This is a genomic window from Paenarthrobacter ureafaciens, assembly GCF_004028095.1.
In the GTDB taxonomy this organism is placed as follows: domain Bacteria; phylum Actinomycetota; class Actinomycetes; order Actinomycetales; family Micrococcaceae; genus Arthrobacter; species Arthrobacter ureafaciens.
This window is the reverse complement of the sequence record NZ_SBHM01000007.1, coordinates 2384911-2409844: the sequence shown is the minus strand read 5'-3', so window position 1 is coordinate 2409844 and position 24934 is coordinate 2384911. Positions and strand designations below refer to the sequence as shown.

Below are 24934 nucleotides of genomic sequence, written 5' to 3'. Positions count from 1 at the left end.
TCCACCCACAAGGGAAGGATCAGCGGACAAGGGCCGGATTCGTGAGTCTTACTGCGGTTGGAGGCTACGCCACCACGATATCGTGCGTTGCGTGGCTGTACGTGATGGTGACCGGGCCGCCGTCGTGGTTCAACTCATGGTTGGCACCGTCGCGGACTCCGAAGGCACCGTAGTTCTCGTTCCACGAACGGTTCAGCGCGATCTTGTACGTGTAGAAACCTGCCGGGAGCTCGGCGGACAGGGACCAGACCTGCACCAGCGGGTTGAACTCCATCTGGGTTTCGTCGTACTGGGGAGCCCAATCCTCGGGGGCACCGAGGATCTTGTTGAAGTCCCCGGCAACCGCAACGGCTTCTGGCTGAGGCAAGGTCTCGACGGCGGATGCAGCTTCAGCCTTGGCCGGTGCCTTGCGCGTCGTCTTCTTGGCAGCCGTGGCCTTGGGCGCGGCTTCCTTCGCGGCAGCGGCCTTGGGGGCAGCTTTCTTGCCGGCAGCACGCTTGGTCTTCGGCTTCGCAGGCGGGGCAGTCGGGACGGCGACATCGTCCGGAATGGGGGTTCCGGCGTCGAGCGCTGCCGCGAAAGCCGCAGCGTCCGGGAAGGCGACGGTCGCGCGCAAGCCCTCTTCCGGGATGGTCCAGCCGGAACGTCCCTTGACCAGCCAGCCCGCCTTGACCAGCTTGGCCGAAGCGGATGTCAGGGTCTTGTGGCCGCGCGGAATCCCGCCGCTCAGCAGTTCAGCCTCGTGGGCGTTGAACGGAACGCGGGCGGTTGCTTCGGCCAGGACTTCACCGGCATTCAGCTTCTCCTCGGACCAGACATTCTCGGCGAGGATGTCCAGTACGGCCTTCAAACGATGATTGATGTTCTCGGCGGTGTTCGCGCCCATGCTTCTCCTTCAATGGGTGAATACTCACCCAGCAGTTTGCCAATGATTTGTTAATTCCCGCGACTGCGAAAGGTAAACACCGTGTGTCGTGACCGAGTGTGACATTCACGACGCCCCAAGTGATGGAGGAGTCTCGGCTACAGCGGCGAAATCACTGCGGCGGCAGCGACTCCTTGACCCACTGGGTGACTTCCTCCAGCAACTCCGCTTTGCGCTGATCGCTCGCGAACGAACTCCGGATGGAGTTCGCCGCCAGAGTCGCCTGCTCCGGTACGGAGAAGCCGTGGACTTTCACCAGTTGCTGGTAGTTGTCGTCCACGTAGCCGCCGAAGTACGCGGGATCATCGGAGTTAACACTAACGTTCAGGCCGATGGCGAGCATTTCCGGCAAGGGATGGTCTTCGAGTTTGTCCACAGCCCGGAGCCGGACGTTTGACAAGGGGCACACGGTCAACGGCACCTGTTCGGCAACCAGCCGCTGCACGACCTCAGTGTCCTCCATGCACCGGATGCCGTGGTCGATCCGCTCGACGTGCAGGAGGTCCAAGGCCTCGGTGATGTACGACGCCGGACCCTCCTCACCCGCGTGCGCGATCCTCCGCAGGCCCGCCTCGCCGGCGCGCTGGTAGAGTCGCTCAAATTTCGACGGCGGATTGCCCACCTCTGCGGAGTCCAGCCCGATGCCGGCGATCGGTGCGTTCATGTCAAGGAGCTGCTCCAGCACGTCCAACGCGGAGTCCTCGGGCATGTCCCTCAGGAAGGCGGCAATGAGCATCGTAGAAACGCCGAAATCCTCCTTGGACGTTGCCAGCGCTTTGGCCACGCCGTTCACGCAGGTCTCCAAAGCCACACCACGGGACACGTGTGCCTGAGGGTCCATCATGATCTCCGCATGGCGTACGCCACCGGCCGCGGCCCGCTTCAAGTAGTCACAGGTCATGTCCGTGAAATCCTGCTCGGTCTGCAGGACAGCCATGTTTGCGTAGTAGAGGTCCAGGAAGGACTGGAGGTCCCTGAACTCGTACTTCTCGCGCAGTTCGTCGATGTCCTGGTACGGAAGGTCGATCCCGTTGCGTTCAGCCAGGGAGAAGATCAGCTCGGGCTGGAGAGTCCCTTCGATGTGCAGGTGCAGTTCGGCAACCGGGGGCGCCGTCGTCGTCGTTTTCTCGCCAATAGTTTCCACTCGACAACTCTAGGCCGAATCGTCTTCGCGTGTCCCCGGACACTCAACTTGGTTCTGCGGCGATGCACCCCCAAACTGAAAGGATGCAGACTTTCCTCCCCTTCGCCGATTTCCGTGAGAGCGCCGCCGCGCTGGACACCTCAAGGCTCGGCAAGCAGCGCGTCGAAGCCCTCCAAGTGCTCCGCGCATTGGTCATCCCTGAGTACGGCTGGCAGAACCACCCCGCTGTGCGCATGTGGATGGGCCACGTTCCCGCCCTCACCATGTACGGGCTGGCGATGGTGGATGAATGGGTCAAGCGTGGGCACCCGGACAACACCCGTGACAACATCGCGGAGTTCGCGCCGCAGGCTGCGCACCCTGACTATGCCGCCAAGATCCCCATGCCGTGGTGGCTTGGCGAGGAAGAACTGCACCTCAGCCACCGGTCCAAGCTGGCGGGCAAGGACCCCAAGCACTACCGCGAACTCTTCCCGGGGATCGAGGAACGGCTGGATTACGTCTGGCCCGAGCCGCGGCACGAATTCCACCCCGAGGACCCCGAAGAGGACCGGCTCTGGATCGTCCGCGCACCCGTGGGTGAGCTCCGGCCGGAGCAACTGGAGACCGTGAGCCTGCCCCCGCACGGGAAGGCGCGCCCCGTCGCCAGCCCGGACGAGTACCAGTTCGTGTACGAGGAAGAGAAGTCCCGCCGCAACCTCGGCGCGCCGAAGAAGCGTCCGGTGCAGCGGGAGAAGAAGCCCACGCGTAAGCGCGCCGCCCAGGACCAGGCCTTCAGCACGCTCCCCGGTAAAACGGAGGTCGCAGTCCCGTTCGACGGTGGACAGACGTTCGCTGTCGGGCTCATCCAAGGCCGGCCCATCACGGTTGAGGGCCGTTTCGCCCGCAACTTCGAGGTCACCAACGTGATCAAGCGCTCCGACTTCGACTACCCCGCACTGCTGCAGGACCCCCGCGTGTTCTTCCCGGTTCCCGCACCCGCGCAGTAACTTCGGTTTCTGCGGCGCCTTTACATAACCCACGACGGCGGCAGCATAACGCACGACGGCGGCAGCCGGGTTCTGTTTCTAAGGAACCCGGCTGCCGCCGTCGTTTGCTTGTCGCAGTTTGTTTGCTGCCTAGACGAGTTGCTCCTCATCCAGATGGACGTCTTCCGAGATATCCATGGCGGGCGGCTTCCTCAGGCGGTAGGCCACCACATAGCTGCCTGCCGCAAGGGCCACTGTGATGAGCGGCGCCAGCTGCGCCAACACGGGTGCCGCTGTTTGTTCGGTCAGGTAGATGCCGACTCCGGACGCAAGGATCCATGCCACGGTTCCCGGGCTGAAGGCGGACAACCGTTCCCGGCGGATCTCCGGGACTTCGTTGATCTTGTGCCGGTTCAGGGCGATGTAGACCAAGGCGATAGCTACCCAGGCGGTGACGAAAACACCCTGCCATGCCAATGCTTTGAGCAGGTACGACAACACGTTGGTGAGCATCAACAGGTAGGCAATGGCGCCGGCAACGATTACCCACACCCACCGGGGAAGGGCCAGGCGGAACACGCGGGTGGCAAAGGCATCCAGGTTGGACGAGGCCAGATAGTAGTTGGCCGTGTTGATGCGGGTTTGCGAAATGAAGATGACGAGGACCCCGAAAATTCCCAGGGATGAGATGAAGGCGTCCACCACCCCGGTCTCGGTCCCTTCCAGCCCCCACGCGCTCATGATGTAGATGCCCACCAGGCCGTTGATGCCGAACGTGAAGGCGTAGAAGACCCAGCCAAAAGTGATTCGGCCGTGGAACTTCTCGTCCTGCTTGCGGGCCATGCGGGCGTAGTCGAACGTGTACATCATCATGATCCACACACCCATGTAGATCAGATAGGACGTCAGCCAGCCCGGAACGGGACCGTCGGCGATGCCCTCGGGGAAACCGACCGGAACACCGCGGATCGCCGTGGCCGCGACCACCACGGCCACCAGCCCGGCGAAGTACAGCGGCAGCAACCAACCGTTGAGCCGGTCAAGCCAGTTCTGCACCCCACCTGCCACCAGGGGAAGGGCGTAGATCACCACGATGGCGTACCACATGGTGATCTCACCGCCGAAGAACTTCTGGAACGCCACCGCGATGATGGATCCCTCGAACACTGCGTAGTAGATGGCCGTAGCCGCGAAGATCAGGGAAGCCAGCGCTGAGCCGACGATTCCAAACAGCGTCCGGGAGAGGAGCTCCACTGTGAGCCCCGTCCTGGCCGCATACCTGGAAAGGACCAGGTTGATGATGCCGTAGGTGGCGATGGTGAGGACCATGCCGATGATGGTGTTGACGGTGCCGACCGCGTTTGCGGAGGCAACGGCCACATAGATCCAGAACATGGCCGAGAAAAGAGCCCACCAGGCCATGGTCAGGGACCAGCGCGGAGCACGGCGTGCTTCCGGCATGACGTAATTTGCGTAGGACAAAGCAACCCCTAGGGTTCGGTCGAACGGAGAGGGCCTGGATTCCTGCCGCCGTGAGCGATGTTCCAAGAGGTTCACGTATCGTGGCGGGCAATTATGGCCCGCATCTGAGGCTAGTGATGGCCACCACAGGCAGGCATCGGGATTTTCGCCCAATTTTGGGGTCTCCCGTTATGCAGCCTGCACATTTACCTCACGCATTGGCGGCGACGATACTCAGCGCGAGCAGGCACGTCGCCCTGACTTCTCCGTCGGACAGGTCCAGCCCCAGCAGGTCCTCGATCTTACGGAGCCGGTAGCTCAGGGTGTTCCGATGGATGAACAGTTCCTCGCAGATTTCGCGGGAACTCCCGCTGTGCCGCAAGTAGCAGGCGAGGGTTTCACGCAGGGCACTGCCGCCGTCGGCCGCCAAAGGCGCCAGCAGGCGTTCGGACATCGAGACCAGTCCCGCGCTCGGCAGCCCTTGGACGATCCCGGCAAGGTCTGCGAGCGGGGCGGTCCGGACACCGGGCTTACCAACGTGCCGTCGGGCGAGGCTGAGGGCCAGCGGAAGCTCGTTCAGCGTCGAGCTTTCCGTGACGAGTACGGAAAGTTCAGGCGCGTCCTTGAAGAAGTCCTTGACCATGTCGAACAGCGGTGGCGTGGCTCGCTTCTGCTGCACCAACAGGGTGGTGAGGCCTTTCTCCTCCATGAAACGAACAATGCCGAAATTGCTTTCGAGCCCTACCCTGGCCCGCCACGCGATGGCCCGCAATTTCAGGCGCGGAATGTCCTTGGAGGCCCCGATGAGCACGGAACCCCAGGAATCGTCGGGATCAAACCCGGTTTCCGCAGCGAGCTTCTTCAGCTGCCCGGGCCGGACGCCGCCGTCGTACAGTGCTTCCATGAAGCGGGCCGCCTCCCTCGAGTGGAGAGGCGACCGCGAGCCCAGGGTGTAGCTCAGCTGCATCGCGATCACGGCCGCCACGGGACCAAGGATCGGCTGCAAAACCACAGTGCTCTTGATGCCCTCAATCATCAGCCGGAACCGTTGCGACTCTCCGCTGGGGATGCGCAGGGTTGTGCGCGCAGTACCTCCCGCTGCGTCCCCGGCCCCGATAAGTTCGAAGCCGACGTCGTCCACCACCGTCACCCGCGCGTCGACGAAAGCGGCAACGCGCTCCAGGACCGTTGCCAGCGAGCGGCCCTCGGCAGCGAGCCGGGTACATTCATCCGCCAACTCCCACCCGGACCGCAGTTCCTCATACCGTTCGGTGGCAATGACGTGCTCCACGTGCCGCATGACCAGCACGAACGGCACCTCGGGTGGCAGCTCCAGCAGAGGCAGTCCGTGAACTTCGCAGGCCTCCACCAGGCCGGCAGGAAGCTCGCTGTGCGCTGCCCCCAGCCCGAAGACAAGCCCGGAAACCGGCACCGCCATCAGCCGCTCCACATAAGCGTCCCAGATCCGGTAGTCCTTCACGTTGAGGCCCATGCCGTTGGTCAGCACCAAGGCGTTGACGCTCAGGAACGGTGTGGGGTCCATGTGCTCGGTGGGGGCGCACCAGACGATGGGCCTGGCAAGGCGGCCCGGGTTCCCCGGGACACGAAGGGCGATCTTGAGGTCGGGGTCGTCCACCAAGTCCGAAACACGCATTTGGGCCTCCGTCAGTTGCAGGCGGATCATCGCCCGATAGTGCAGACATCATAATCCGTTGCGCGAGATTCAGCAGCCTGCACAATTACTATCCGAAGTTCACTTGGATAGCGTTGCCCCCATGCAAACGAATGTGACCTCAAGCACTTCTGCGCCCAGCCCTGCGAAGACCGTGCTCCTGAACTCGGACATGGGCGAAGGCGTGGGCCTCCACGAGTTTGGCAATGACGAGCAGCTGATGAGCATCATCGATGTTGCCAACGTGGCCTGCGGCTACCACGCCGGCGATCCGGACGTCATGAACCGGACCGTGGAGCTTGCCGCGGAACACGGCGTGGCCGTGGGCGCCCACCCCGGGCTCCCTGACCCTGTGGGATTCGGCCGTCGCCGAATGGTGCTGCGTCCGGAGGAAGTCGAATCCATCATCCTCTACCAGACAGGCGCACTGACGGCCTTCCTGGCGAAGCACGGCCTGCCGCTGAACCACATCAAACCGCACGGCGCGCTGTACGGCATGCTGGCCGGCGACGAGGAACTCATGGCTGCGGCCGCCGGCACTGCCAAGCTGTTCGGCGTCCCGTTTTTCGGACTCGCCGGGACCGCCCACGAGTCCGTCTGCAAGGCCATGGGCGTGGACTTCGTCCCCGAGTTGTACGTAGACCTCAACTACGGACCCGCCGGTGAGCTCTTGATCCAGCGCCGCCCCGAGCCGACCGACCCGGACGCCGCTGCCCACCGCGTGCAAAAAGCGCTCGACGGCGGTCCTGTCCTCGCCGTCGACGGCACCGAACTGGACATCACCTTCGGCAGCATCTGCGTCCACTCCGATGCTCCCAACTCCGTTGCCGTTGCCTCTGCCGTGCGCGCAGTGCTCAACGCCCGCTGAACCTTTCCCCCTTTTCCGACCCCACTTTTCTGAAAGCGAGAACACCCCATGGGAACCATCGTCTCCCCGCTCCCCGGCATCTTCTACCGAAAGCCCGGCCCAGGAAAACCGCCGTTCGCCAACGAGGGCGACACGATTGAGGTGGGACAGACACTGGGCATCGTGGAAATCATGAAGCAATTCACCGAAATCCAGTCCGACGTGGCCGGCATCCTCGAATCGTTCGAGGTGGCCGAAGGCGACATGGTCAACCCCGGCGACCCCATCGTCGTCGTACGCGAAGGATAGGCACCCATCATGAAGAAACTGCTGATCGCCAATCGCGGCGAAATCGCCGTACGCATCATCCGCACGGCTCGGGACATGGGCCTCGGCACGGTGGTTGTTGTCAGCGAGCCTGACTCAACCTCCCTCGCCGCACGGACCGCAGACGAATCCGTGGTGGTGGGCCCCGCCCCCGCCCCCGCCAGCTACCTCAACCAGGACGCGATCATTGCCGCAGCCTTGGACACCGGCTGCGACGCAATACACCCCGGCTACGGCTTCCTCTCGGAGAACACTTCCTTCGCCCGCAAAGTAGCGGACGCCGGGCTCATCTGGGTGGGCCCCGACGCCGACGCCATCGAAATGATGGGCAACAAGTCACTGGCCCGCGAGTCAGCACATAAAGCCGGGGTCCCCGTGCTCCGGGGTACCGACGGTCCGCTGGACCCGGACGCGGACGCCGTAGCCATTGCCTCCGGCATCGGTTACCCCTTGGTGGTCAAAGCATCCGCAGGCGGCGGTGGCCGTGGCATCAGGTTCGTCAGCGCTGAAGACGAACTGCTGGAAACCATCGAGATGGCCCGCGGCGAGGCAGCCTCCGTGTTCGGTGACCCCACGGTGTACCTGGAACGCTTCGTGGAGCACGCCCGCCACGTGGAAGTCCAAATCCTGGGCGACGGCACCAATTTCATCCACCTGGGCGACCGGGATTGCTCCATGCAACGCCGATCGCAGAAGGTCATCGAAGAGGCTCCCGCACCGGACCTCCCCGACTCCGTGCGCCGGACCATCCGCGAGTCCTCCGTGGAGCTTGCCCGGCAGTGCGGGTACCAAGGCGCAGGCACCGTGGAGTTCCTGTACGACCCCCTGAACCATGAGGCTGCGTTCATCGAGATGAACACCCGTATCCAGGTGGAACACCCCATCACGGAGCAGATCACCGGGGTGGACCTGGTCCGCGAGCAACTGCTGATCGCAGGAACCGGTTCCATGTCCCTGAGCCAGGAGGACATCACGTTCACCGGGCACGCCATCGAGTGCCGGATCAACGCCGAGGACCCGGGCAACAACTTCTTCCCGAGCCCCGGGCGCCTGGACTCCCTTGAATGGCCCACCGGCGAAGGAATCCGCGTGGACACGGGTGTGGACACCGGATCCGTGGTGAGTCCGTTCTACGACTCCATGCTGGCCAAGTTGATTGTCCACGCGGCCGATCGGGACTCCGCCATCGCCGCCACCCTCGCTGCTTTGGACCACGTCCACGTCGAAGGCGTCAAAACCACGGTACCTGTGCACAAGATGCTGCTGGCCCGCCCCGAATTCGCGACGGTCACCCACCACTCCAAGTTCATCGAGTCCGCTCCCGATCTGTTGGAGGCGAAATGACAAGCCCAAGCCCGGTCCTGAAGGAAGCACGGTACACATGGGGCGGCGACGAGTTCCTGTTCGTTGAGGTCGACGAATCCATGAGCCTGGCGGCCAACTTCAAGGTGATGTCCATCGCCAGGAAACTGTCGGACGCTGCGCTGCCCGGCGTCGTCGACATCTGCCCGGCCAATGCGTCACTGCTGGTGAGGTTCAATCCCGACGTCCTGCCGCCGTCGAGCCTTGAATCAACGGTCCGGAACATCGAACTGGAACTGTTGAACCACAACGAACAGGTGCTGGAGACCCGGATCATCGAGGTGCCCGTCTGGTACGACGATCCCTTCACAGCGGAAGTAGCGCAGCGCTTCCGGGAAGGATTCCATCAGGAGCCGGACGGTACCGATCTGGATTACGCCGCGAAGGTCAACGGTTTGCAGGACGCCGCAGAGTTCATCCGGCGCCACCACGAACAGCCGTGGCTCGTCTCCATGGTGGGTTTCGTGGCCGGGCTGCCGTTCCTGTTCCAACTGGTGGAGCGGGACAAGCAACTGCAGGTTCCCAAGTACCTCAGCCCGCGCACTGACACACCGAAACTCACTGTTGGGCACGGCGGTTGCTTCGCAGCCATCTACTCCGTGCGCGGCGCCGGCGGCTACCAGATGTTCGGGGTTGCAGCGGCTCCGATTTACGATCCTGCGCAGTCTCTGGCCGACTTTAAGGACTTCATGGTCTTCTTCAGGCCCGGCGACATCGTCAAGTTCAAGCCAGTCACCGAAGACGAGTACAACGCAATCCAGGCGCAGGTCGACGACGGAACGTACCGCTACCGCCAAGTCCCCGTCACCTTCGACGCGTCCAAGGCTTTGGCTGATCCGCAGGCTTACAACCATGAACTCATGGAGGCCCTCAATGGCATTTGATATCAAGAATCCTGGCCTCGCCACCACCGTCCAGGATCAAGGACGCGTGGGCTACTATAACGTGGGTATTCCGCAAAGCGGCTCCATGGACCAGTACTCGGCGGAACTTGGCAATGCCTTGGTAGGAAACAGTGCAGGAGACGCCGTCCTCGAATGCACCTATCTGGGACCTGTTCTGGTGACAGACACCGATGCCACCATCGCCGTTACCGGCGCTCCCGTTGAGGTCAAGATCAACGGACAAGCCCAGCCGCAGTGGACGCAACTCCAGCTCAAGGCCGGCGACGAACTCAGCTTCGGCGTCATCCAGGGTGGCACGCGCTACTACATCGCGGTCCGCGGCGGAATCGACGTCCCCGTAGTCCTCGGGAGCCGGTCCACCTATGTCCTTGGCGGCATTGGCGGGCTCAACGGCAGGAAGCTCGAAGCCGGGGACCTGGTGCCGGTGGGCGAGCCGACCGGTGACCTTCCAGCAGTCCAAGCCATGCCTGAGCACTTCCGGCCGTCCTACGACAAAGAGCAAACCGTGCGGATTGTCCTGGGCCTCTACGACCACCGGCTCACGGACACCGGAAAGGAGAACCTCCTGAACGGCGAATGGAAAGTCACCCCCGTGGCCGACCGGATGGGCCTCCGCTACTCCGGGCCGGGGGTCGAATGGAAAGAACGCGAGCAACCGTTCGGCGCCGGATCAGACCCCTCCAACATCGTCGATGCCGGCTACGCGGTGGGATCCATCCAGATTCCCGGCGGCACCCAGCCCATCATCCTGCACCGGGATGCTGTTTCCGGCGGCGGCTACGCGATGGTCGCCACCGTCATCAGCGCGGACATGGACCTTGTGGCCCGTGCAGCCCCCGGCACGGTCACCACGTTTGTTGCCGTCAGCCAGGACGAAGCAATCGTGGCACGCAAGGAGCGTTCGGAGCTGAAGAGCAAAGCCTGGGAGGCCTTGGCGGCAAAGGCGTAGTCCGGCACCCAACTGGGTCGCAGTTAAGCGCGTTTAGAGCGGTCAAAACGCGCAGTACTGCGACCCAGTTGGGTGACTTTTTGTGCCCGGTTACTTGCCTGGTTACTTGCCCAGGCCGGCGCGTCGGAGGGCTTCCGCCATGGCCGTGTCTGCGGGCGCGGCACTGCCCTGCCGAGGGTTGGCGTTGCGGGGATTGCCCTGCCGCTGACCGCTTTCCTGCCGGCGATCGCGCTGCCCTTGTCCTTGCCCTCCGGCACCGCCGCGCTGGCCTCCGGCGCGTCCGCGGCCGCCCGAAGCGCCCGGCTCATCATCCAGCCGAAGCGTGAGGGAGATCCGTTTCCGCTCGGGATCGGCTTCGAGCACCTTGACCCTGACAACCTGCCCGGACTTCACGATCTCGCGGGGATCGGACACGAACTTGTTGGACAGCGCAGAGACGTGAACCAGCCCGTCCTGGTGCACTCCAACATCCACGAACGCACCGAATGCCGCAACGTTGGTGACGGTGCCTTCAAGGATCATGCCGGGCTTGAGGTCCGAGATCTTCTCGATGCCCTCGGAGAAGGAAGCCGCCTCGAACGCGGGGCGCGGGTCACGGCCCGGCTTTTCCAGTTCGGACATGATGTCCTTCACGGTGGGCAAACCGAATGTGCCGTCAACAAAGGCTTGCGGGTCCAGTGCAGTAGCAGGACCTCCACCGGCCGCCGCGAGGATTTTGCGGGCAACCGAGTAGGCCTCGGGGTGCACGCTGGAGGCGTCCAGTGGTTCCACTCCCCCGGTGATCCGAAGGAAGCCGGCGCACTGTTCAAAGGCCTTGGCTCCCAGCCGGGGCACCTTCTTCAGATCGCTGCGCTTGGCGAACGGGCCGTTCTGGTTCCGGTAGGCCACAATGTTTTCGCTGAGCAGCGGTCCAACACCGGCCACCCGGCTCAGGAGGGCCGGTGAGGCCGTGTTCACGTCCACACCCACGGCATTCACACAGTCCTCCACCACGGCATCCAGGGAGCGGTCCAGCTTGGATGCAGTGACATCATGCTGGTACTGGCCCACGCCGATCGACTTGGGCTCGATCTTCACCAGCTCCGCCAACGGGTCTTGGAGGCGACGGGCGATGGACACGGCACCGCGGAGCGAGACGTCCATTCCCGGCAGCTCGGACGCTGCCAACGCCGAGGCCGAGTACACGGACGCGCCGGCCTCGGACACCACCAGCTTCTGGACGCCTTTCACACCGGCGGCATCGAGGGACTTGATGAGCTCCGTGGCGAGCTTGTCCGTCTCCCGGGAAGCCGTGCCGTTGCCGATGGCCACCAGCTCGATGTTGTGCTGCTTGGCGAGCCGTCCCAAGGTGGCCAGGGCCTCGTTCCATTTCTTGGCGGGGGCGTGGGGGTAGATAGTGTCCGTTGCCACTACCTTGCCGGTACCGTCAACAACGGCCACTTTCACGCCCGTTCGGAGTCCCGGGTCCAGACCCAGCGTGGCCCGGTTGCCGGCAGGCGCCGCGAGCAGGACGTCGCGCAGGTTGGCTGCGAAGACGCGGACGGCCTCGTCCTCGGCGTCGGCGAACATACGCCCGCGAAGGTCCGTCGTGAGCCGGTCAAGGATGCGTCCGCGCCACGCCAGCTGCGCCGTTTGGGTGAGCCACAGGTCAGCGGGCCGGCCCTGGTTGGCGACCCCGAGGGACTTGGCCACAGCGTTCTCGTACCGCGTACGGGCGGCGGCAAGGGCGTCGTCGTCGGCGGGGTCCGCTTCGGCGAGATCCAACTCCAGGACGCCGTCCTTCTCACCGCGCAACAGCGCGAGCACACGGTGCGAGGGCATGCCCGATGGCACCTGCGTGAACTCGAAGTAGTCTTTGAACTTCTGGCCCTCGGCTTCCTTGCCCTTCTTCACGCGGGAAACCATGCGGCCTTGGGTCCACAACCGTTCGCGGAGGTCCTCGGCAAGGTCCGGATCCTGTGCCACCCGCTCCACAAGGATGGCCCGCGCCCCGGCGAGCGCAGCAGCGGCATCTTCGATGGAGTGCCCGGCGTTGAGGTACTTGGCGGCCTCGGCCTCGGGACTGAGTTGCGGGTTGGCCAGCAGGGAGTGGGCGAGCGGCTCGAGTCCGGCTTCGCGGGCGATCTGCGCCTTGGTGCGCCGCTTGGATTTGAAGGGGAGGTAGATGTCCTCCAGCCGCGCCTTGGTATCGGCCCCGACGACGGCGGCCTCGAGTTCGGGGGTCAACTTTCCTTGCGCTGCGATCGCCTCGAGCACTGCCTTCCGGCGATCCTCCAGTTCGCGCAGGTAGCGGAGGCGTTCTTCGAGGTCGCGCAACTGGGTGTCATCCAGCGTCCCGGTGGCTTCCTTGCGGTAGCGGGCGATGAAGGGGACCGTTGATCCGGCGTCGAGCAGTTCCACCGCGGCCTTGACCTGCCAGGCCTGGACGCCCAATTCCTTGGCGATGAGCTGGTGGATGGCAGAGTCGGCTGACTGGTGTTGGAGAAGTTGAGTCACCATGACAGTTTGCCTCACCCGGCCGACACTTTCAGGTCCGGCCCTATCCCGAGGGCCGCGTTAGTGCTGTAGTTGGACCATGCAGGAACTGCTGATTATCCTCCAGGACGGCTTCGAATCCGATGACGTGACAGTTACCGTCAACGGCAAGGAAGCTGCGTCGGAGCGGGAGGTGTCCACCAAAATGTTGCTGGGCATGGCCGGTGAAATGACGGTGGAACTTCCCGCGAAGGGCGCCACCGTGGGGGTGGAAGTCAGGAGTCGGAATCTCAGCGCAAGCAGGAAGCTGGCAGGTAAGCCCAAGAGCCTGATCGTCTCTATCGAGGAGGGCGAGCTGGTGCTGCGCGAAGGAACGGGCCGCGAGGCGTTCCTCTAGGGAGCGCTTCGCGGCGGCTGGATTGGTAACGCCGGGCCGCGCCTCCGGAAGGGCGGCACGCGCGGCCCGCGCGGCGGCTAGTGGGCCATGTGCTCCTTGGCGGAAATGTGCTCCACCAGTTCACCGACGCGCTGCTCGCTGTAGTTGCGGGCGATGTCCCCTTGGCTGATGATGCCCACCATGGCGCGGTTGCTGATGACAGGTAGCCGGCGCACCTGGTGTTCTTCCATCATGCGGATGGCTTCGTCAACGTTGGCATCAGCGTCGATCCAGTACGGCTTGCCTTGGGCGAGTTCGCTGGCAAGGACCTGACGGGGATCCTTTCCTTCGGCGATGCACTTGACCACAATGTCGCGGTCGGTGATGACGCCGGTCAGTTTGCCGTCGTTGCCGCAGATGGGAAGCGAACCGCAGTCCATGTCCCGCATCATGCGGGCGGCCACTTCAAGAGTCTGGTCCTCGACGACGCACTTGGCATCTGTGGTCATGAATTCACGTACGACACTCATGGGTCCTCCTTCATCGAATGGGTTCTCGACGCGGGAGCTACGGGGTCCTCGGGGGTATTGCAGATGGGGTCCTCGGCACCGACGCCGATGATGCCAGACTACGCCGGGCGGCTACTACTGGCTAGGCGCGCAGGCGGTCCCCGCAACGAATTTTCCCACCAGGTCTATTCAAATAATCCATTCGCTGGAGTATCATCCGTTGTGGGTTATTCACGGCTTCCGGGCACGGCCCTCAACCTCCTCAGGACTCCCCACTCGCACCGCCTGCCCCCGAGCCGTCACGCCGTCACCGTCCGCCCCGGACCGGCCCACAGGCCGCGTTAGCCGCGAACGGCTTGGGCAAATATTGATTGCTTGCAGCGCGAGAAAGATCCTCCCATGGACACCCCCAACGTCCCCAGCACCCTCCTTGACCCTGTCCCCCACCACCCCTCAGCCATTCCGTTCCCTCCCGCACCCGGGCCGTCTCCCGCCTCGTTCCCCTGGCCATCGGAGGACTGGTGGCGCTGTTGGCGGACCGCCGCCATCAGCGGCAGGTATGAAGGCAACCAGGCCGTCACCGGGCCTGTTGGCAGCGCAGTTGAACTAAGGCTCGACGTCGATCCCCGCCAAGGCGTCGAATCTCCCGTATTGAACAAAGTCAGCGGGGACTTCTTCAGTACCCGGACTGTGAAAGTCGGCGGGCTCACCCAGGTAGTGAAGACGTACGTCGAATCATGGATCGTCGATGCTCCGGTGGTGACCATCAACAAGTCCGATGCCCACATCACCGGCACTGTGCGCTTCTGGAAAGGCACGCACCCGGTGACCTCAGTGGAGGTTATTGTCTCCTGGTCGAACGGCGCCATCACCGGCGCGGTTGCCACGTTCACGGGCGGGGGCGTCGCGGGGGCACCGTATGCCTGCAAGTACCGCTCTGATTGCTTCAGGGACGTGAACCTTGAACTGGACTATTGCCAGTCGGTGGATATCGAACCGAAAGTGCCCGTCTATAACAGCCACGGGCACAACAACAGGCCGGCCGATCTGGCCGAACGGACGCTGACGATCGAGTCCTCCTATAAAGACGCCGGAATTGCGGTCACCATCGACGCCGTCCATACCGTGATTGACGACAGCGCTCCCGGTTTCGCTTCGTGGAGCGTCGGTGAGCTGCATGATGCCATGGAGACCTCCTTCGGCAAGTACAACTCCGGCTGGCCCGCGTGGAACCTCTGGGGCGTCCAGGCAGGACTGTTCGACTCCGCAGGCGTGGGCGGCATCATGTTCGACGCCGCTGCCGGGTTTGGCGGCGCAGGCCGGGGACCCGATCGCCAGGGTTTCGCGGTTTTCCGCAACCACACCTGGTTCACCAACCTCGTCAGCAACCCCGCCACCCAGGACGAGGCGTGGGCCATGCGCCACTTCCTCTATACCTGGGTCCATGAGGCCGGACACGCCTTCAATTTCCTGCACGCGTGGGATAAAGCCCGCCCGGATTCCCTGTCCTGGATGAACTACGACTGGAAATACGATCAGCGCAACGGCGCCGATGCGTTCTGGGGCAACTTCCGGTTCCGTTTCGACGACGACGAACTGCTCCACATCCGCCACGGCGACCGCGCCGCCGTCATCATGGGCGGTGACCCTTGGGCCTCCGGTGGCCACCTGGAATCTCCACCGGGCGCCATGACCGTGTCCGGGCCGGGAAGCGACATCGAGCTGACTCTTTCGGCCAAGGACTACTTCGACTACATGGAACCTGTAGCCGTCGAGTTCCGGTTGCGGAACACGGGCGACGCCCCGGTGCTGGTGGACTCGCGGTTGGATCCCCGGTACGGGAACACCAGCGTCTACGTCCAGAAACCTGACGGGACCGTAGTGCTGCACGAATCGGTTGTCTGCTTCTATGGCCTACCGGAACTGGTGACCCTCGCGCCGGCACCGACCGATGGCGGAAGCGACGGCAGCGACCGTTACAGCGAGTTGGTACAGCTGGCCTATGGGACGGTCGGCTTTGTCTTCGACCAGCCGGGCCAGTATTTGGTCCGGGCCGTGTACAGCACCGACGGCGTCGTCCAAGCCTCCAACACCTTGCCTTTGCGGGTCGGTTTCCCCGTCTCCAAGGAGGAAGACCGCTTTGCTCCGGAGTTCTTCACCCGCGAGGTTGGGCTCACCCTCGCGTTCGAGGGTTCCATGTCGCCTTACCTGAGCCGGGGCCTGGATGCCTTGACCGAGGCAGCCGAGCGCTTCAGCGGCGCGCCTTTGGGCGTAAAGGCGGCCACCGCCGTCGCGCAGTCCGTGGGCGATGACTTCTACCGCAGGCAAAAGGACAAGATGGTGAAGCATCACAGCGCGGACCCGCAGAGGGCACTCAGCCTGACCGAACCGGTCCTTGCCAGTTACCAGCAGGAGGGCGGCCGGAGCAGCAACCTGGCCTACCGGAAGCTGGTGGAGTTGCGCACTGACCTGCACGCGAAGTCCGATGACGCCGCAGCTGCAAAGTCGGAGGTGGAAACCCTCGCCAAGGACCTGGGAAGCCGCGGCGCACATGCCTCCGTAGTGGCTCAGGTCAAGGAACTCATCCCTTCAACCCCGGCGGCCCGTTCCCGCCGGTCGGCTCCGAGGAAGCCCGCCAAATAGCCTTCGGATGGCTTTTTGAGCCGCGGTTCCCAGCAGCCGGCGACGGCGGCACCCCGCCCTTGGTGCCGCCGTCGCTCCTTCTTTGCGCTTTTGTTGAACTCCTCTTGGCCGCCGGTGACCTATTCGGCGATGTCCTCGGCCCAGAGCTCGGCATGCTCTTCCTGGAACGTGCGCATCATGTCGACGCAGCGGGGATCATCCAACACCACCACCTCCACGCCGCGGGAACGGAGGAGGTCGAATTCGCCCGGAAAGGTTTCCGCCTCGCCCACCACCACGCGCGGAATCTTGAACTGGATGATGGTTCCGGTGCACATCGCGCACGGTGCCAGGGTGGTGTAGAGCGTGGTATCCCGGTAGCTCTTCTGACGGCCCGCGGCCCTGAGGGCCGACATCTCGCCGTGGGCGATCGGATCGCCGTTTTGCACCCGTTCGTTGTGGCCGCTGGCAATGACCTTCCCGTCACGGGCCAACGCTGCGCCGATGGGAATGCCGCCTTCGCTCAGGCTCTTCTGCGCGGCTTGGTAGGCAGCTTCGAAGGCTGCATCTGTGGCGTGGGTCGATTCAGTCATGGGGGCAGTCTAGAACGGCGGCACGCTAAATTGTCCGAGCCCGCTGGTAGCTTGGCTGCAAGGGTTTCAGCTTTGCTCGGCGTTAGGAGTAGTACCGTGTTCTTCCTCGATCCGGAGGCAGCGGGCGCACCGCAGGACCTGGTCTTCTCCGCCAGCGACCTCGTCATTGCTGCAACCTGCGAGTACCAGCTGCTCCGCAAACTCGACGAGAAACTCGGGCGCTCCCCCGTTGCTTCCTTTACCCCGGACGCCATGCTGGAAAGGACCGCCAAGCTGGGGGATGTCCACGAGCACAGGGTTTTGGACGACTTCATTGCGGAGTACGGACCTTGGGACGCGGAGACGGGAAGAGGCGTTTACGACGTCGAACCCGCCACCGCGATGGACCGCGCCACCCTGACTGCCAAGCATGCGGAATCAATCACGGCGCTCCGCTCCGGTGCGGACGTCGTTTTTCAGGCGGCGTTCTTCGACGGTACGTTCCACGGCAGATCGGACTTCCTCGTCCGGAAACCCGGCGGCGAGTACGCGGTTTTTGACACCAAGCTGGCCCGTCATGCCAAAGTCACTGCGCTCCTTCAGCTGGCGGCGTACGGGGACCAGCTCCTTCAGGCCGGCATCACCCCCGATCCCGTGGTCACGCTGGTCCTGGGCAACCGCGAGCACAGTGACCACCCCTTGTCACAGATCCTGCCGGTCTTCAAAGAACGCCGCCGCCGATTCCTGAATCTGACCGCTACCCACATCGCGGAGTCCGGGCCTGTGGCGTGGGGCGACTCCCGCTTCACAGCATGCGGGCGGTGCGATTACTGTGCGGAGCAGGTCCAGCTTCACCGGGACCTGCTGATGGTGGCAGGCATGAGGATCAGCCGCCGGAAGAAACTGATCGAATCAGGCGTCACCACCATCGACCAACTGGCCGTCCTGCCTGTCGAAGACGACCACACCCTGCTGCGGCTGCGCGAGCAGGCCCGGCTCCAGACCGGCGTCGGATCCCCTGACGGAACGGTCAATTACACGGACAAAGCAGGCGAGGCCAGGTCCGTCAGCTACAACATCCTGCCGGACAACACGCTCGCCAGGCTCCCTGCACCTGATCCGGGCGACATCTTCTTCGACTTCGAGGGCGATCCCCTGTGGCAGGATCCAGTGTCCGGCAAGTGGGGGCTGGAGTACCTTTTCGGCGTCATCGAGAACCCCCAGGAGCCGGGAGCCACGCCGGTATTTAGACCCTTCTGGGCGCATTCACGGTCCGAAGAGGGACAGGCATTCGTTGACTTCCTGGATTACGTGGCCAAGCGCCGCGCCCAGTTCCCGGGCATGCACATCTACCACTACGCGGCCTACGAGAAAACGGCCCTCCGCAATCTCTCCCTTACTCACGTGCTGGGAGAATCCGCCGTCGACGATCTCCTGCGGCAAGGCGTGCTGGTGGACCTGTACGACACCGTCCGCCACAGCATCCGGGTGTCCGAGAACTCCTACAGCATCAAGAAACTGGAGCCCTTGTACATGGGCCGGCACCTCCGCTCCGGAGAGGTCACCGACGCCGGTGCATCGGTGGTGGCCTATGCGGATTACTGCACGGCAAGGGATACGGGCCAAGTCGACCAAGCCGCGGCCATCCTTGAAAGCATCCGTGACTACAACGAATACGACTGCCTCTCCACGCTGGAGCTACGGAACTGGTTGCTGGCACGTGGTGCGGAGCGGGGCATTGTTCCCGGTGCTTTTGATGCCGCGGCCGGGGAGGCGCCGGCAGGAGAGGCCCAGCCCGCGTCGGACCCGGAAAAGTATCAAGCGGCGCCGGAGGAACAGGCGCTGTTCGACTACCTGGACGGTTTGCCCGAGGACCAGCGTGCTTCGGCGGATGCAAAGGCCATTGGCATCGTGGCGGCAGGAGTCGGGTATCACCGCCGCGAGGACAAGCAGTACTGGTGGGGGCATTTTGATCGCCTCGAGAAGCCCACCTCGCAGTGGGACGACGCGCGCGATCTCTTTATCGTCAAGGACGGCGAGGTGCTGCAGGACTGGGCCAAGCCAAGTCCCCGCAGTAATCCGGCGCGGATCCTGAAATTGGTGGGCCGTTCAGGTGACGGGGCAGGACTGGAGGTTGGCAAGAAGTACTTCAGAATGTACGGGCCGCCATTGCCTGATGCGTTGGTCGGAAAGGAGTCGTCCGTTCTGGGCCGGAGTGGGTGGGACGGCACAGAGGTCGTGGAGACCGGCGAGGAAGAGGACTTCGAGTTCGTCATCGTCAAGGAAGGGCTGCGGAATGATTCTTCGGAGTTCCAGCAACTCCCCATGGCCCTCACTCCCAGCCAGCCCATCTTCACTACAGGACAAAGGGCTGCACTGGCCGCCCTCGCCACGCGGCTGCGGGACTCCCTGCCGGACTGGCCGGACCACCCTGCCCTGGACATGATCCGCAGGAACCCGCCCAGGCTCCGCACGTTGAGCGCGCTGCCGCCGGTATCCCCCGGCCCGGACGGATACATCGAAGCGATCACGGCTGCGGTAAAGGACCTGGACAACTCATACCTGGCCGTGCAGGGTCCTCCGGGCAGCGGGAAGACCCACGTTGGTGCACACGTCCTGGCACGGCTGGTGGACGAGGGCTGGAAAGTCGGAGTAGTGGCACAGTCCCATGCCGTGGTGGAAAACATGCTGTGCGCTGCCGTGGAGAAGGCCGGCGTGGACCCACTGCGGGTAGCCAAGGAGGTCAAACATGGCGAGCCTGTGCCGTGGGAGGGCTGCGGTAAGGCAGATGTCACCGACATCCTGGCCAAGCCCGGTGGCGCCCTGATTGGTGGCACGGCCTGGGCCATGGTGGGCAAAGAGGTCCCGCCGGGGTCCTTGGACTTGCTGGTCATTGACGAAGCCGGGCAGTTCTCGCTCGCCAACACCATGGCCGTCAGCCGGGCCACCAAGCGGCTTCTGCTTCTGGGAGATCCACAGCAACTTCCGCAGGTTACCCAAGGAACACATCCGGAACCCGTGAACGAGTCGGCACTCGGCTGGCTCTCGGACGGCCACAACACCTTGCCGGCCGAGCTTGGGTACTTTCTGGCCCTGTCCTGGCGCATGCATCCGGCGCTGTGCCAGGCCGTGTCCGAGCTCTCCTATGATGGCCGGCTTCGGGCTGCGGAGGCGGCATCGGCACGCACCTTGGAGGGCGCCGCTCCGGGGGTCGCGTGTGTCTACGTGGAGCACTCCGGCAATTCGACCTCGTCCCGGGAGGAAGCACAGGAAGTAGTCCACCAAGTCCAGGCCCACCTCGGCCTGGACTGGCGTGATCCTTCCGAGCAGGAAGGATCCCCCCGCCCGCTCCAGGAGACGGACATTTTGGTGGTTGCTGCCTATAACGCCCAGGTCCAGCTGATCAAGCACCACCTTCGCGAGGCTGGACTCGGCAAGGTCCGGGTAGGCACCGTGGACAAGTTCCAAGGCCAGGAAGCGCCGGTGGTGGTCGTCTCCATGGCCGCCTCCGCCGCGGGGGAAGTACCCCGGGGAATGGAGTTTCTCTTGTCACGCAACCGGATCAATGTGGCGGTGTCGCGCGGCAAGTGGCGTGCCGTCGTCGTGCGTTCGCCCGAACTGACCAACTACCGCCCGACGCATCCGGAGGGACTTGAGAACCTGGGCGGTTTCGTTGCCCTCTGCTCCCCCGAATAGCCCGCTCCCCCAAGTAACTGGCAGTAGGGGTTGTTCTGAGCGTCCAGAACAACCCCTACTGCCAGTTAGTTGATTTAGTTGGTCAGGGCCAGGGCCTCGTCCAGCACGCTTCCAAAGTTCGCGGGATCGTGCGCGAATCGGCCCAGGAAGAGCCCGGAAACACCCGAAAGCTGCGGGAGGAGTCCGGGCTTGGCCGAACCGCCATAGATGATGGGCAGCCCCGCCAAACCATGCTCTGCCAGCAGCGCCCGCACACCGGCCACTACCTCGGAAACGTAGTCCGCAGAAGCCGGCTCGGCCGCTCCGATGGCCCAGACGGGCTCATAGGCCACAACGATCCTGCCGGCCACAGCCCAGTCTCCGGAAACTGCTGCCGAAACCTGTTCGAAAACAGTCTTCGCTGCGGCGCCGGGCTCTGCCAGCTCCGTCTCGCCCACGCACAGCAGCGGCGTCACGCCATGATCGACGGCGGCCCGGACCTTCAGTGCGATGGTGGCATCGTCTTCGGCAAAGTGCTTGCGCCGCTCCGCGTGCCCGATCTCCACCATTCCCACGCCCAGTTCGGCCAACATCGACGGGGACACTTCGCCGGTCCAGGGACCGTCAGCCCAGCCGCAGTCCTGCGCGCCCAGAACCACGGGGGTGCCTTCGAGCTGCTGCGCAGCGGCGGGAAGAACCGGGAATGAAGGGATGACAAACGGGACAACCCGCCCGGCCGCGAGGGCCGGACGGGCGTCCACTTCCTTGTTCAGTCGCTCAAGCCACGCCAATGTTTGCGCGTAGCCCATGTACATCTTGGTGCTGACACCGATGTACAGAGCGCCGGAGGAGGCGTTGGAAAGGCTCACTTACCCAGCAATTCGTCGGCCTTGTTGTTGAAACGCTTGGTGCCGAACATCATGATGGCTGCCAGGAACGGCAGGACACCCAGCGCGTAGACACCCATGGTTCCGGTGTCCGAGGCCGTGACCTCGTTGACCGTGGTGCGCAGGATCGGTGCTACGAAGCCACCGAGGTTGCCCAGGGAGTTGATGAGGCCGATGCCTGCAGCTGCGGCGGTACCGGTGAGGAACGCGGTCGGGTAGGACCAGGAGATCGGGCCGATTGAGAGGAAGCTGCAGACTGCGAGGGTGATGAAGATGATGCCCAAAGCAGGCTGCTGGTTGGCCCCCGCCCACGCGGATCCGAAGATGCACAGGCCAGTGGAAACGAACAGTGCCGTACCCCAGCGCCGACGGCGGACCACGCTGTTGGCTGCCTTACCGATGAGGTAGCAAGCAAAGATGCCGAAGAACCACGGGATGGCGGACAGGAGACCAACTGCCAGTCCCACCTTCTGGCCCGTCAACTGGGCAACCTGCTGCGGCAAGTAGAACGTCACACCGTACACCGCGATCTGCAGGCAGAAGTAGATAACGGTGAAATACCACACGCGTCCGTTCTTCATGGAGGCGAGGACGCCGCGGGGACCGGACTCTTCCTTGACCGTGTCTTCCAGTGCCATGACATCGCTCAGGGCGGTCTTTTCTTCCTTGGTAAGGAACTTGGCCTCCTGCGGGCTGTTGATCAGGAAGAAGAAAGCTGCAATACCTGCAAGGACTGCGAGCATGCCTTCAACGAAGAACATGACCTGCCAGCCTTCTACACCGGGAACCTGGTCGCCGATGTTAATGAGCCAACCGGACAGCGGAGCGCCCATCATCTGGGAGAACGGCTGTGCCAGGTAGAAGATGGCGAACATCTTCACGCGGACCTTGTTGGGGAACCAGGCGGCGAGGAACATGATGACGCCCGGGAACAGGCCTGCTTCGGTAACACCCAGCAGGAACCGGAGGATGATGAACGAGGTCTCACCCTGCACGAACGCGAAGCAGGCCGAGACGATGCCCCACGTGATGGCGATGCGGGCAAGCCACACCTTGGCGCCGAACTTGGTCAGCAACAGGTTGGAAGGGATCTCGAACAGCGCGTAGCCGATGAAGAAGATGCCTGCGCCCAGTGCGTACGCGCCGGCGGTGATGCCCCTGTCCACTTCCAGCGCAGCTTCTGCGAAGCCCACGTTGGTGCGGTCAAGGAAGGCGACAATGTACAAGATGACCAACATGGGCATCAGTCGCTTCGAAGCCTTGGAAATAGCCGACTTAAGTACCGGCGAATCCAGCAACTCCTTAGTGGAAGTTGAGGCAACGGACATGGAAACTCCTCTTTGAGTAGTCAGTTGGGGGGTGATAACCGGAGCGGGTTATCAGCGTGTGAAAGCAATCAGGAATACGCCCACGGCGCAGGCAAGGATGCCCACGGCGAGGTAGATCTTGCGTTCTTTGGTCCAGGTCCTCATGCCGGGCCTAGTGCATGTACAGCCCGCCATCCACATTCAGCGTCTGTCCGGAGATGTATCCGGAGTCCTCGCTGATGAGGAAGGCGATGGCTGCTGCGATGTCGCGGGTGCTGCCCACGCGGTTCACTACAAGGTCCTGGGTCAGTTCGGCCTTGCGTTCCTCGCTCAGGGTTCCACCCATGATGTCGGTGTCGATCGGGCCGGGCGAGATCGCGTTCACCGTGATGTCGTACGGACCAAGCTCGCGCGCCGTGGCACGCGTCAGGCCGATCACTCCGGCCTTCGCCACCGAGTAGGGGGTCTTGGAGAACGTTCCGCCGCCGCGCTGTGCGGACACGGAGGAGATGTTGACGATGCGGCCGATCTTGTTCTTGACCATGGACTCGGCAACGCGGCGGGTGGCGTAGTGCACGCCGTTGAGGTTGATGCTCAGGACACGGTCCCATTCGGCCGGTTCCAGCTCGAGGTAGCCGATGGGCGAGCTGACGCCGGCCACGTTGGCCAGGGCAACGATCTGGGGCAGTTCAGCCTCGAGTTCGTCGATGGCTGCACGGACCTCGGCTTCGCTGGCCACGTTGGCGCCAACGCCGTGGGCCTTGACACCGAATTCGGCGGCAACTTCCTTGGCGGCTGCCTTGCAAGCGGCATCATCAAGGTCGATGATGCCGATGTTCCAGCCCTGTGCGGCCAGGTAGTTCACGGTTGCGCGGCCGATGCCGCGTTCGGAGACAGCGCCGGTGACGATGGCGGTGCGCTCAGCGGGGAAAGTCATGGGATTTCTCCTTGGTGGAATCAGTTGATGGGTGCCGGGCCAAGCTCTTCAATGAGCTTTTGCATGGCCACGTAAGCCTTGTTGCGGTACGCGATGAGTTCCGGGGTGCGCTCGGCGGGAACGTTGAGGAAACCTGCGCCGGTCTTGGTGCCGAGCTTGCCGGCTTCCACGAGGTCGGTGAGGATCTTCGGCGTTGCGAAGCGTTCCGGGAAGCTGGTCTGCAGCGACTTGTAGCAGAAGTTGTAGACATCCAACCCGGCCATGTCGGCGATGGCGAACGGGCCAAAGAACGGCAGGCGGAAGCCGAACGTCGTACGCACCAGGGTGTCGACGTCGTCGGCGGTTGCGATGCCCTGCTCAACCAGCTGGGCTGCCTCGTGGAACAGCGCGTACTGCAGGCGGTTCAGGACAAATCCGGTGACATCCTTGACGACGGCGGTCTGCTTGCCGGCGGCGTGCACCATTTCCTGCGATGCGGAAACGGTCGCAGCCGACGTGCCTGCGTGCGGGATGACCTCGACGCCCGGGATAAACGGGGACGGGTTGGAGAAGTGCACGCCCAGGAAACGCTCCGGGTTGGTGACAGCCTCAGCCAGCGCGGCGATGGAGATGGTGGAGGTGTTGGAACCGATCAGGGCGTCCGGCTTTGCAGCGGCGCTGATCCGGGCCAGGGTCTGGTGCTTGATCTCCAGGACTTCCGGCACTGCCTCTTCGATGAAGTCGGCATCGGCCACGGCTTCCTCGATGTCCTTGGCAGCCCACAGGTTCTGCTTGAGGATCTCAGTGGAGCCCTCGGGGAACAGGCCGTCCTTAATGAACTGGTCCGATTCCTCCAGGAGACGGTCGAAGTTCTTCTGTGCCACCTCGGCGGAAACGTCCGCCAAGGCAACACGGGCGCCGCCGAGCGCCAGGACCTGGGCGATGCCGCCGCCCATGTAGCCGGAACCTACGACGGCGATCTTCCGTGCTGCGGTGTTCGGGGCACCGGCGGTGGAGGTGCTTGTCTCGGTCATG

20 protein-coding genes are annotated in these 24934 nt (G+C 63.7%); 9 read left to right on the top strand and 11 right to left on the bottom strand.

Annotated features, from left to right (window positions below; genetic code table 11):
• Window positions 1-64 precede the first annotated feature (64 nt).
• Both AUR_RS15520 and AUR_RS15515 read right to left on the bottom strand, forming a co-directional pair.
• Window positions 65-886 (bottom strand): pullulanase X25 domain-containing protein, encoded by an 822-nt coding sequence (locus tag AUR_RS15520; protein ID WP_062095521.1) that lies wholly within the window; start codon window positions 884-886, stop codon window positions 65-67.
• A 151-nt stretch (window positions 887-1037) separates the two neighbouring features.
• Window positions 1038-2069, bottom strand: coding sequence for an adenosine deaminase (locus AUR_RS15515; RefSeq protein ID WP_062095519.1), 1032 nt, complete (start codon window positions 2067-2069; stop codon window positions 1038-1040).
• An 83-nt stretch (window positions 2070-2152) separates the two neighbouring features.
• Here AUR_RS15515 and AUR_RS15510 point away from each other — a divergent pair, with 83 nt between their 5' ends.
• Window positions 2153-3058: an MSMEG_6728 family protein gene (locus AUR_RS15510; RefSeq protein WP_062095517.1), complete on the top strand. Its 906-nt coding sequence runs from the start codon at window positions 2153-2155 to the stop codon at window positions 3056-3058.
• 129 nt (window positions 3059-3187) lie between these two features.
• Here AUR_RS15510 and AUR_RS15505 read toward each other — a convergent pair whose 3' ends face one another.
• Window positions 3188-4519, bottom strand: a complete 1332-nt coding sequence (locus AUR_RS15505) for a purine-cytosine permease family protein (protein ID WP_241650936.1) — start codon at window positions 4517-4519, stop codon at window positions 3188-3190.
• A 190-nt stretch (window positions 4520-4709) separates the two neighbouring features.
• On the bottom strand, window positions 4710-6182 hold the full coding sequence (locus AUR_RS15500; protein ID WP_062095515.1) for a PucR family transcriptional regulator: 1473 nt from the start codon (window positions 6180-6182) through the stop codon (window positions 4710-4712).
• A 91-nt stretch (window positions 6183-6273) separates the two neighbouring features.
• Here AUR_RS15500 and pxpA point away from each other — a divergent pair, with 91 nt between their 5' ends.
• Genes pxpA through AUR_RS15475 form a run of 5 tightly spaced genes read left to right on the top strand, consistent with a single transcriptional unit; the run spans window position 6274 to window position 10560 of the window.
• Complete coding sequence (pxpA, locus tag AUR_RS15495; RefSeq protein ID WP_062095513.1) at window positions 6274-7038, top strand: 5-oxoprolinase subunit PxpA; 765 nt, start codon at window positions 6274-6276, stop codon at window positions 7036-7038.
• Window positions 7039-7086: 48 nt separating this feature from the next.
• Window positions 7087-7326 (top strand): acetyl-CoA carboxylase, encoded by a 240-nt coding sequence (locus AUR_RS15490; RefSeq protein ID WP_021472723.1) that lies wholly within the window; start codon window positions 7087-7089, stop codon window positions 7324-7326.
• A gap of 9 nt (window positions 7327-7335) precedes the next feature.
• On the top strand, window positions 7336-8688 hold the full coding sequence (locus AUR_RS15485) for an acetyl-CoA carboxylase biotin carboxylase subunit (protein ID WP_062095511.1): 1353 nt from the start codon (window positions 7336-7338) through the stop codon (window positions 8686-8688).
• Window positions 8685-9590: a 5-oxoprolinase subunit B family protein gene (locus AUR_RS15480; protein WP_062095509.1), complete on the top strand. Its 906-nt coding sequence runs from the start codon at window positions 8685-8687 to the stop codon at window positions 9588-9590. Before AUR_RS15485 ends, AUR_RS15480 begins: the two co-directional genes overlap by 4 nt.
• A complete protein-coding gene (locus tag AUR_RS15475) occupies window positions 9580-10560 on the top strand; it encodes a 5-oxoprolinase subunit C family protein (protein ID WP_021472726.1) in 981 nt (326 codons plus the stop codon). The genes AUR_RS15480 and AUR_RS15475 overlap by 11 nt, the downstream gene beginning before the upstream one ends.
• A 102-nt stretch (window positions 10561-10662) precedes the next feature.
• Here the strand turns inward: AUR_RS15475 and AUR_RS15470 are convergent, their stop codons facing one another.
• The gene (locus AUR_RS15470; protein ID WP_062095507.1) at window positions 10663-13059 is read right to left on the bottom strand and encodes a Tex family protein; all 2397 of its coding nucleotides are present in this window, start codon (window positions 13057-13059) and stop codon (window positions 10663-10665) included.
• A 76-nt stretch (window positions 13060-13135) separates the two neighbouring features.
• Between AUR_RS15470 and AUR_RS15465 the strand changes: the two genes are divergently transcribed.
• On the top strand, window positions 13136-13432 hold the full coding sequence (locus AUR_RS15465; protein WP_062095505.1) for a hypothetical protein: 297 nt from the start codon (window positions 13136-13138) through the stop codon (window positions 13430-13432).
• A gap of 77 nt (window positions 13433-13509) precedes the next feature.
• Here AUR_RS15465 and AUR_RS15460 read toward each other — a convergent pair whose 3' ends face one another.
• Complete coding sequence (locus tag AUR_RS15460; protein WP_021472729.1) at window positions 13510-13941, bottom strand: CBS domain-containing protein; 432 nt, start codon at window positions 13939-13941, stop codon at window positions 13510-13512.
• Window positions 13942-14319: 378 nt separating this feature from the next.
• On the opposite strand from AUR_RS15460, the gene AUR_RS15455 reads away from it, so the two are divergent.
• Window positions 14320-16563: a hypothetical protein gene (locus tag AUR_RS15455; RefSeq protein ID WP_062095503.1), complete on the top strand. Its 2244-nt coding sequence runs from the start codon at window positions 14320-14322 to the stop codon at window positions 16561-16563.
• Between the two features lie 119 nt (window positions 16564-16682).
• Here the strand turns inward: AUR_RS15455 and AUR_RS15450 are convergent, their stop codons facing one another.
• Window positions 16683-17135 (bottom strand): nucleoside deaminase, encoded by a 453-nt coding sequence (locus tag AUR_RS15450; RefSeq protein ID WP_062095501.1) that lies wholly within the window; start codon window positions 17133-17135, stop codon window positions 16683-16685.
• A gap of 96 nt (window positions 17136-17231) precedes the next feature.
• Between AUR_RS15450 and AUR_RS15445 the strand changes: the two genes are divergently transcribed.
• On the top strand, window positions 17232-20810 hold the full coding sequence (locus AUR_RS15445) for a TM0106 family RecB-like putative nuclease (RefSeq protein ID WP_062095499.1): 3579 nt from the start codon (window positions 17232-17234) through the stop codon (window positions 20808-20810).
• Window positions 20811-20884: 74 nt separating this feature from the next.
• Here AUR_RS15445 and AUR_RS15440 read toward each other — a convergent pair whose 3' ends face one another.
• The 4 genes from AUR_RS15440 to AUR_RS15425 form a co-directional block, all read right to left on the bottom strand.
• Window positions 20885-21604, bottom strand: a complete 720-nt coding sequence (locus AUR_RS15440) for a triose-phosphate isomerase family protein (protein ID WP_052474152.1) — start codon at window positions 21602-21604, stop codon at window positions 20885-20887.
• A 50-nt stretch (window positions 21605-21654) separates the two neighbouring features.
• A complete protein-coding gene (locus AUR_RS15435) occupies window positions 21655-23004 on the bottom strand; it encodes an MFS transporter (RefSeq protein ID WP_062095497.1) in 1350 nt (449 codons plus the stop codon).
• A gap of 151 nt (window positions 23005-23155) precedes the next feature.
• On the bottom strand, window positions 23156-23920 hold the full coding sequence (locus AUR_RS15430; RefSeq protein WP_021472736.1) for an SDR family NAD(P)-dependent oxidoreductase: 765 nt from the start codon (window positions 23918-23920) through the stop codon (window positions 23156-23158).
• Between the two features lie 20 nt (window positions 23921-23940).
• Window positions 23941-24933 carry a 3-hydroxyacyl-CoA dehydrogenase family protein gene (locus AUR_RS15425; protein ID WP_021472737.1) on the bottom strand — a complete coding sequence of 331 codons (993 nt, stop codon included), beginning with the start codon at window positions 24931-24933 and terminating at the stop codon, window positions 23941-23943.
• Window position 24934 lies beyond the last annotated feature (1 nt).